Source organism: Streptomyces sp. NPDC058307, from assembly GCF_042880295.1.
GTDB lineage: Bacteria > Actinomycetota > Actinomycetes > Streptomycetales > Streptomycetaceae > Streptomyces.
Map to the genome: position 1 here is coordinate 36669 of NZ_JBHVYZ010000019.1, position 9036 is coordinate 45704.

The 9036-nt window shown below is 69.5% G+C and carries 6 protein-coding genes and 1 riboswitch; of the genes, 4 read left to right on the top strand and 2 right to left on the bottom strand.

The annotated features are described in order from the left end of the window. Window positions 1–63 precede the first annotated feature (63 nt). Complete coding sequence (gene hisC / locus ACFVYN_RS16345; RefSeq protein ID WP_389998379.1) at window positions 64–1143, bottom strand: histidinol-phosphate transaminase; 1080 nt, start codon at window positions 1141–1143, stop codon at window positions 64–66. Window positions 1144–1576: 433 nt separating this feature from the next. Between hisC and ACFVYN_RS16350 the strand changes: the two genes are divergently transcribed. The 3 genes from ACFVYN_RS16350 to ACFVYN_RS16360 all read left to right on the top strand — a co-directional run bounded on the left by ACFVYN_RS16350 (window position 1577) and on the right by ACFVYN_RS16360 (window position 5005). After that, window positions 1577–2689: a LacI family DNA-binding transcriptional regulator gene (locus tag ACFVYN_RS16350; RefSeq protein ID WP_352391422.1), complete on the top strand. Its 1113-nt coding sequence runs from the start codon at window positions 1577–1579 to the stop codon at window positions 2687–2689. 197 nt (window positions 2690–2886) lie between these two features. After that, complete coding sequence (locus tag ACFVYN_RS16355; RefSeq protein WP_389998381.1) at window positions 2887–3948, top strand: metallophosphoesterase; 1062 nt, start codon at window positions 2887–2889, stop codon at window positions 3946–3948. 193 nt (window positions 3949–4141) lie between these two features. After that, window positions 4142–5005 (top strand): hypothetical protein, encoded by an 864-nt coding sequence (locus ACFVYN_RS16360; RefSeq protein WP_389998383.1) that lies wholly within the window; start codon window positions 4142–4144, stop codon window positions 5003–5005. Window positions 5006–5096: 91 nt separating this feature from the next. On the opposite strand, the gene thiC is transcribed toward ACFVYN_RS16360, so the two are convergent. Further along, window positions 5097–6875, bottom strand: coding sequence for a phosphomethylpyrimidine synthase ThiC (gene thiC / locus ACFVYN_RS16365; protein WP_389998386.1), 1779 nt, complete (start codon window positions 6873–6875; stop codon window positions 5097–5099). Further along, window positions 6868–7057: riboswitch (TPP riboswitch) on the bottom strand. Its footprint overlaps the gene before it by 8 nt. 71 nt (window positions 7058–7128) lie before the next feature. Here thiC and ACFVYN_RS16370 point away from each other — a divergent pair. Next, complete coding sequence (locus tag ACFVYN_RS16370) at window positions 7129–8844, top strand: YibE/F family protein (protein ID WP_389998389.1); 1716 nt, start codon at window positions 7129–7131, stop codon at window positions 8842–8844. Window positions 8845–9036: the final 192 nt, after the last annotated feature.

Here is a 9036-nt window from a genome sequence, read left to right on the forward strand (position 1 = left end):
TTGCCGCCGGGACCCCCCCTTGCCAACCTGCTCCGACCTGCACGGACGCGCGGCCGGTGTGAGCTACAACTCCTTGCGGAAGCCCTCAGCCGCCTTCAGGAAGATGTCGTTCGCCTCGGTCTCCCCGACCGTCACGCGCACACCCTCGCCCGCGAAGGGCCGCACGACCACACCGTGCTGCTCGCACGCCGCCGCGAAGTCGACCGTGCGCTCCCCCAGCCGCAGCCAGACGAAGTTGGCCTGGGTCTCGGGCACCGTCCAGCCCTGGGCCCGCAGCCCCTCCACGACACGGTTGCGCTCACAGACCAGCGAGCCGACCCGGCCCAGGAGTTCGTCCTCGGCGCGCAGCGAGGCGATCGCCGCCTCCTGTGCGAGCTGGCTCACCCCGAAGGGCACCGCCGTCTTGCGCAGCGCCGCGGCCACCGGCTCGTGGGCGATCGCGAAGCCGACCCTGAGACCGGCGAGGCCGTACGCCTTGGAGAAGGTGCGCAGCACACAGACGTTCGGCCGCGTGCGGTACAGCTCCACGCCGTCCGGCACCTCGGGGTCCCGGATGAACTCGCGGTAGGCCTCGTCCAGCACCACCAGCACGTCACTGGGCACCCGGTCGAGGAACCGTTCCAGCTCGGCCCGCCTCACGACCGTGCCCGTCGGGTTGTTGGGGTTGCAGACGAAGATCAGCCGGGTCCGCTCGGTGATCGCGTCGGCCATCGCGTCCAGGTCGTGCACATCGCCCGCCGTCAGCGGTATCCGCACCGAGGTGGCACCGCTGATCTGCGTGATGATCGGGTACGCCTCGAAGGACCGCCACGCGTAGATCACCTCGTCGCCCGGCCCCGAGGTCGCCTGGACCAGCTGCTGGGCGACGCCGACGGAGCCGGTGCCGGTGGCCAGGTGGGAGAGCGGGACACCGAAGCGCTCGGACAGCTCGTTCATCAGGCCAGTGCAGGCCATGTCCGGGTAGCGGTTGAAGGAGGAGACCGCGGCCGTCACGGTCTCCAGCACGCCCGGCAGCGGCGGGTACGGGTTCTCGTTGGAGGACAGCTTGTAGGCCGCCGGACCGCCGGGAGAGGCGGGCTTGCCCGGCTTGTACGTGGGGATACCCTCCAGCTCGGCGCGCAGCTTGGGGCTTGTCTCGCTCACCGCAGTCCTCCTCATGACCACCGACGCATGGCGGCCGACTCGGGCAGCCGGCTTCCAATACTGCTCACCTTATGAGGATTGGGCGCCGCTGCGTACAGCTGAGAACCAACCTCATCGGCCCCACCGGCATCAGGGGCATCAGGGGCATCACCGTACGAAGGCAGACGAATCCGGGGGCGCGGTCACATATATCTATGCGCCGGTGGCTCACGCCGTAGCGCGCGTCACCCGTGAAGGTGAGTTGAGACCTCTTCGAGACATCGGGGACTTGGCAGGCGCATGCGTGCCGACAAGTTACGTAGTGCCATTGGATCGTTTAACTGTCTTTGTTTCAAAGGTAGTTGGTGGTAGATGACCTTGCAGAAACGTGCCTGTCAACGCGTGCATATGCGTCCGCCCTACCCCACCGCATGAGCCCTACTATCGGCTCGCCATGACAGCAGCAGGGAAGCACCAGGTGAGCCGCGCGGAAACCTCACGTCGAGGCAGTCGGCCGGGCCGGGCGGGCATCAGAGACGTGGCCGCCGCCGCCGGAGTCTCCATCACGACCGTCTCCGATGCCCTCAACGGCAAGGGCAGGCTCCCGGACGCCACCCGCCGCCATGTCAGGGAGGTCGCCGACCGACTCGGCTACCGGCCCTCGGCCGCGGCCAGAACCCTCCGAACCGGCAAGTCGGGACTCATCGGCCTGACCGTGACGACGTACGGGGATGAACCTTTCACCTTCACCGAGTTCGCGTACTTCGCCGAGATGGCGCGGGCCGCCACCTCCGCCGCGCTCGCCCGCGGCTACGCCCTCGTCATCCTGCCGGCGACCTCGCGCCACGACGTGTGGTCGAACGTCGCCCTGGACGGCACGGTGGTCATCGACCCGTCCGACCAGGACCCGGTCGTCAGCGAACTGGTCCGGCAGGGTCTGCCGGTGGTGTCGGACGGCCGCCCGGCCGGGTCGCTGCCGGTCACCGCATGGGTCGACAACGACCACGAGGCCGCCGTCCTCGGCATCCTCGACCACCTGGCCGCCGCCGGCGCCCGCCGCATCGGCCTGCTGACCGGGACGACGACGGACACGTACACCCATCTGTCGACCACCGCGTATCTGCACTGGTGCGAGCGAGTGGGCCAGGATCCGGTCTACGAGGCCTACCCGGCGCACGATCCCTGTGCGGGCGCCGTCGCCGCCGACCGGCTGCTCGCCCGCCCGGACCGACCGGACGCCGTCTACGGCCTGTTCGACCCGAACGGCACCGACCTGCTGGCCGCCGCCCGCCGCTACGGGCTGCGCGTCCCCGACGACCTGCTGATCGTCTGCTGCAGCGAGTCCACCGTGTACGCCAGCACCGAGCCGCCCGTCACCACGCTCTCCCTCAAGCCCCGCCGCATCGGCACGGCCGTGATCCAGCTCCTCATCGACGCCATCGAAGGCGTCGCATCGGACCAACCGGTCGAGCAGGTGATACCGACGGAGCTGATCGTGCGCACCTCGTCCCAGCGGCGGGCCCCGCGCACGACGGTCAGCCCGCCGCGGTCGCCCGAGGAGGAGTAGCCGGGAGACCGGCAAGGGTCGAAGCCCGGTCCAAACGGGGCGAATGCCACGGTGCACAGGAGTCTTGCTCCGATTCACCACCCCTGGGTCATCACATGGCGCGATCCGCATTCCTATGATGGGCCCACGGCACCGCGGGCCGCTGCGACCAGGCAGTCCGAAGCGGTGCAGATGCGGCGCGATGGTGGAGGGGTCTGATGACTCAGGGGGCCGGTCAGGGACCCGAGGTGGAGCGCACGGCGGTGCTGCGCGACTTCCGGGTGCCCGCGTACGTCAACGAGACCGGTCCCTACGGCCACAGCACGCACCCCGGTGACGTCGTCCCGGCCCAGGATGCCTACCCGGAGGGATACACCCCCACCGAGCAGGACCTGCCCGTCATCGACCACGGTGACGGGCTCCAGGCGGCCGCCGACCCCGCTGAGCGGACGGAGGAGGGTCCCGGCCCGCTGTTCGTCGTCGGCGACGTCCACGGCTACCTCGACGAACTGATGGCCGCACTCCACGAGAAGGGCCTCGTCGACGCCGCGGGCAACTGGTGCGCGGGCACCGCCCGGCTGTGGTTCCTCGGCGACTTCACCGATCGCGGGCCCGACGGCATCGGCGTCATCGACCTCGTGATGCGGCTGTCCGCGGAGGCCGCGGCGGCGGGCGGCTACTGCAAGGCCCTCATGGGCAACCACGAACTCCTCCTGCTCGGCGCCAAGCGGTTCGGCGACACCCCCGTCAACTCCGGCGCGGGCACCGCCACCTTCCAGGCGGCCTGGCTGCTCAACGGCGGGCAGAAGACCGACATGGACCGCCTCCAGGACCACCACCTGCAGTGGATGTCCCGCCTGGACGCCGTCGAGGAGGTCGACGGGCATCTGCTGGTGCACTCCGACACCACCGCCTACCTCGACTACGGCGACTCGATCGAGGCGGTCAACGACACCGTCCGCGAGACCCTCACGCGCAATGACGCGGACGAGGTGTGGGACCTGTTCCGCAAGTTCACCAAGCGCTTCTCCTTCCGCGACGAGGGCGGCGCCGACCATGTGCGCTCCCTGCTCGACACATACGGCGGCACCCGCATCGTTCACGGCCACAGCCCGATCCCCTATCTGCTCGGCGAAGTGGGCTCCGAGGACGACAAGGAGGAATCCGGTCCGGTGGTCGAGGGACCGCACGTCTACGCCGACGGACTGGCCATCGCGATGGACGGCGGGGTGACCATGGCCGGAAAACTGCTGGTCCAGCAACTGCCCCTGGATATCTGAAGCTTCACAGGGCAGAGGTTCCCCCAGGACGGACCGACCGTCGACCGCGCAGGCCAGGGGCCAATTTCTGGAAACCCCCTGTCACCCTGTGCCGTGCCCGCTCTACCATCTGCTTATCCGTAGCAGGCTCCCCTCCGTTTCTGCCCGACGGCTCGTTGGCATGCGAGCCCCAAGCCCTACGGAGCATCGGGGGATGCACATGAACAGCGTTCCGCAGCACCTGCACAGCGAGGACCGCCAGGAGTACGAGCGGATCCTCGACGAGGCGCTGCGCTCCGCACCACACCGTCCCGAACTGGCCGCGGTCGGACAGCGGCTGAATCCCGAACAGCTGCGCACCATGGCGCTCAACGCCACCGCGCTCATCACGGCGGCCGCGGCGACCGAGTACCAGCACTACGTGAAGGTCCGCGAGGAACAGCGCCGCCCGTCGACGCCGTCCACCCTGTCGTCCGTGCACGAACCCGGCCCCGCCGACTCGGGCACGGGTGCGATGGGGCTCGCCACCGCCATGGGAGAGGTCGCCGAGACCGCCGGTGCGGGCGCCGTCGCCGTCGCCGCCGTTCTGACGCCCGTCCTCGCCGGAATCGCCGCGGCGATCTTCCTGCTCGTGGGTTACGTCCTCCAGATGCTCAGCCCACCGCCGGCGTTCGCCCACGCGATGATCACCATCGGATGGGTGTTCGGCGCCCTGACCGCGGCCGCGATCCTGGTCGCCGCCTGCGGCCTGCTGCTCACCGCGCTGCACAACCGGCCCTCGCCGGACGCGGGGTACGGCGAGCTCAGCGAGGAGGTGGCACGGGCGAGGGACGCCTGGCGCGAGGCCCTGCTGGAACGCGGCCTCCTCCCTTTCCTCAGAGAAGCCCTGGCCGATCCCGGCACCGCCGCACTGCACCACACGGCACCGCCCGCACCACCCAGCCGGATGCCCAGCCTCGGCTACGACCGCCCGGGCTTCAGCAGCCCGGACGACGGAGCCTCCGGTGCCCGCCCGAGCTTCACCAGCCCGGACTACACCAGCCCGGACTTCGGGGGGCCGGAACACCAGCCGGAGTAACTCCCGGCACAGCCCCTCGGCTTGCGCCCCCACCACGGGGAGCGCAAGCCGAAGACCCGGCCGCGGGCCACCCGCCGGCGGCTCGCCTACCTCAGTCGGCGATCGGCAGATAAACCCGGTTGCCCGCCGCCGCGAACTCCTTCGACTTCTGGGCCATCCCCTCCTCGATCTCCTCCTGACTGCCGCCGTGACGGCGGCGGATGTCCTGGGAGATCTTCATCGAGCAGAACTTCGGCCCGCACATGGAGCAGAAGTGGGCCGTCTTGGCCGGTTCGGCCGGGAGGGTCTCGTCGTGGAACTCCCGGGCCGTGTCGGGGTCGAGGGCCAGGTTGAACTGGTCCTCCCAGCGGAACTCGAAGCGGGCGTCGGAGAGGGCGTCGTCCCACTCCTGGGCGCCCGGGTGTCCCTTGGCGAGGTCGGCCGCGTGGGCGGCGATCTTGTAGGTGATGACCCCCGTCTTGACGTCGTCCCGGTTGGGCAGGCCCAGGTGCTCCTTGGGCGTGACGTAGCAGAGCATCGCGGTGCCCCACCAGGCGATCATCGCGGCACCTATGCCGGAGGTGATGTGGTCGTAGGCCGGCGCGACGTCAGTGGTCAGCGGGCCGAGCGTATAGAACGGAGCTTCATCGCAGATCTCCTGCTGAAGGTCGATGTTCTCCTTGATCTTGTGCATCGGGACGTGTCCCGGGCCCTCGATCATGGTCTGTACGTTGAAACGCTTCGCGATCCGGTTGAGTTCCCCGAGGGTGCGCAACTCCGCGAACTGCGCCTCGTCGTTGGCGTCCGCGATCGACCCGGGCCTGAGGCCGTCGCCCAGCGAGTACGTGACGTCGTAGGCGGCGAGGATCTCGCACAGTTCCTCGAAGTTCTCGTACAGGAACGACTCCTTGTGGTGCGCCAGGCACCACGCCGCCATGATCGAGCCGCCACGCGAGACGATGCCCGTCTTGCGGTTCGCGGTCAGGGGTACGTACGACAGGCGCACGCCCGCGTGAACTGTCATGTAGTCCACGCCCTGCTCGGCCTGCTTGATGACCGTGTCCTTGTAGATCTCCCAGGTCAGCTCCTCGGCGCGGCCGTCGACCTTCTCCAGGGCCTGGTAGAGCGGCACCGTGCCGATGGGGACGGGGGAGTTGCGCAGCACCCACTCACGGGTGGTGTGGATGTTGCGGCCGGTGGACAGGTCCATGACCGTGTCGGCGCCCCAGCGGGTCGCCCAGGTCATCTTCTCCACCTCCTCCTCGATGGAGGACGTCACCGCGGAGTTGCCGATGTTGGCGTTCACCTTCACCAGGAACCGCTTGCCGATGATCATCGGCTCGATCTCCGGGTGGTTGACGTTCGCCGGCAGCACCGCGCGGCCCGCCGCGATCTCCTCACGCACGACTTCGGGAGAGACGTTCTCCCGGATGGCCACGTACTCCATCTCCGGTGTGATCTCGCCGCGGCGGGCGTAGGCGAGCTGTGTGACCGCCTTGCCGTCACGGCTGCGGCGCGGCTGGCGGGACCGCCCCGGGAAGACCGCGTCGAGGTTGCGGAGGCCACCCCGTGGTGAGGTGTGCTTGATCCCGTCGTCCTCGGGGCGCACGGGACGGCCCGCGTACTCCTCGGTGTCTCCGCGGGCGATGATCCAGTTCTCCCGCAGAGGCACAAGTCCCCGGCGGACGTCCGTCTCGGTCAGCGGATCGGTGTACGGGCCCGACGTGTCGTACAGCGTGACCGACTGCCCGTTGGTGAGGTGCACCTGACGGACTGGCACCCGCAGATCGGGGCGCGAGCCCTCGATGTACGCCTTGTGCCAGCCGATGGACTTCCCGGCCTCCCCGTCCAGCTGGTCGGAGGCAGGCGTGCGCGCGTCCTTGATGGTCATGAGACCTACTCCCTACGCCGGCATTACCCGGTAACAGGTTCGGCGGTCGACGCAGCGGTTTCCGTCTGCCGACGTTTCGTGGGGAACGTCACTCGCTTGAGATGACGTTCCACGTGAAACATCGCTGGGACGGAGGTCAGCGCCCTCTCAGCCCGGTGCTCCGAGCTCCCGCGTGTACAAAGGTGGCTCCACGCTAGCGTCAATTCGGGCGCGCTGAACAGAGGGCCCCTGTCGCTCTTGCGATGATCGGTCGGTGACCACGACGCATCAGCCCCCGTACCCGCCTCCCGAGCCTCCGCGCCGACCGGGCTCCGGAAACGGCCCCGGGCCCGGGCCCGGCCCCGGCAGCGGCTCCCGCGGTGGCTTCGCAGACGGCGGGGGAGGCCTGGCGGGCGGGGTCGGGGGCTGGCGCGAGCATGAACACGAGCACGATGGCGCGTATGGCGGCGGTCACGGCCACGGTCAGGCCGCGAATCATGGGGGCCGGGGCGGTGGTGGCAGTGCGGGTGGTGGCGATGGCGGCGGCGGTGGCCGTGGCGACGAGGGACACGGGCACAGTTCTGGTGACGGGCGAGGCCCAGGTGACCCGCACGGGCATGGGAGCGGGTCCGGCTCCGGCGGGGGGCACGGCCACTCGCACAGTCATGCTCATGGACCGGCAACTCCCGTCTCCAAGCACCTGCGCAAGGTCATCGCGGCGATCCTCATCCCGTTCGGGGTAGCCGTTGTGGTGGGGCTCGGGGTGCTGTGGCCCGGTGGCGCCCCGGCGCACGCACGCACCGGAGTCGGCTTCGACCGGCAGACCCAGCAGGCCACGGTCAGCAAGGTCGTGAGTGTCAGCTGCAAGTCGGTGAACGCCTCGGGTGAGGCCCCGACCGGGGACACCTCCACCGCCGAGGGCTCCTCCGCCGAGCAACAGGCGAACGGCACCTGCAAGAAGGCGACGATCCGGGTCGACACCGGCGACGACAAGGGCCGCACCTTCACGGAGATCGTCCAGCCGGACCAGTCACGGCAGTTGCACGAGGGCGAGAAGGTCGTGGTCGCGTACGAGCCTTCCGCGCCCAGGGACTTGCAGTACTCGGTCGCCGACGTGAACCGCAGGTTCCCGATGGGGCTGCTCGCCGGTATCTTCGCGCTCGCCGTCGTGGTCGTCGGGCGGCTGCGCGGAGTCATGGCGCTGGTCGCCCTGGCCATCAGCTTCATGGTGTTGAACTTCTTCATCCTGCCCGCGATCCTCCAGGGCTCGGACCCCCTGCTTGTGGCGGTGATCGGGGCGAGCGCCATCATGCTGATCGCCCTCTACCTGTGCCACGGTCTGTCGGCCCGTACCTCCGTGGCGGTACTGGGAACGCTGATCTCGCTGGTGCTGATCGGGATCCTCGGCTCGGAGTTCATCGGCTGGGCAGCGCTCACGGGCAACACGGACGACAACACCGGGCTCATCCACGGGCTGTACCCGTCGATCGACATGAGCGGTCTGCTGCTCGCCGGCGTCATCATCGGCTCGCTCGGTGTCCTGGACGACGTGACCGTCACGCAGACCTCGGCGGTCTGGGAGCTGCACGAGGCCAACCCGACGATGGGCTGGCGCGGGCTGTACCGCGCGGGTATCCGGATCGGACGCGACCACATCGCGTCCGTCGTCAACACCCTCGTCCTCGCCTACGCCGGCGCCGCGCTGCCGCTGCTGCTGCTCTTCTCCATCGCACAGTCCAGCGTGGGGACCGTGGCCAACAGTGAGCTGGTGGCGGAGGAGATCGTGCGCACGCTGGTCGGCTCGATCGGTCTCGTCGCCTCGGTACCGGTCACCACGGTCCTCGCGGCCCTGGTGGTCTCGGCCGACCGACCGGGGGCGGAGGTGGCGGGAGTGGCTGCGCCCGTACCGGTGACCAGTACAAGCGCTGGCACGGCCGACAGCCGTCCGGCAACGGGACGCGGGGGGAAGGGGCGGAGGCGCAAGCACTGAGGGGGGTCGAGGGTCGGGCCGGGGTTCCGGCTCCCGGGCTCCGATCCGGGTTCCGACTCCTGCATCCGGAATCCGTTCCGGATTTCCCGGCCACCGGCCCGGCTTCCGGCTCCGGGCCCAGCTCCCGAGCTGGCTCCGAGTCTCCTGCTGTTGTGTTCCGGTTCCGTACTCCCTCCGGGCTCAGGTTCACGG

Excerpts from the sequence above, each read along its gene's own strand:
- ACFVYN_RS16350 (WP_352391422.1), top strand. The coding sequence starts at position 1,577 with ATGACAGCAGCAGGGAAGCACCAGGTGAGCCGCGCGGAAACCTCACGT.
- ACFVYN_RS16355 (WP_389998381.1), top strand. The coding sequence starts at position 2,887 with ATGACTCAGGGGGCCGGTCAGGGACCCGAGGTGGAGCGCACGGCGGTG.
- ACFVYN_RS16360 (WP_389998383.1), top strand. The coding sequence starts at position 4,142 with ATGCACATGAACAGCGTTCCGCAGCACCTGCACAGCGAGGACCGCCAG.
- thiC (WP_389998386.1), bottom strand. The coding sequence starts at position 6,875 with ATGACCATCAAGGACGCGCGCACGCCTGCCTCCGACCAGCTGGACGGG.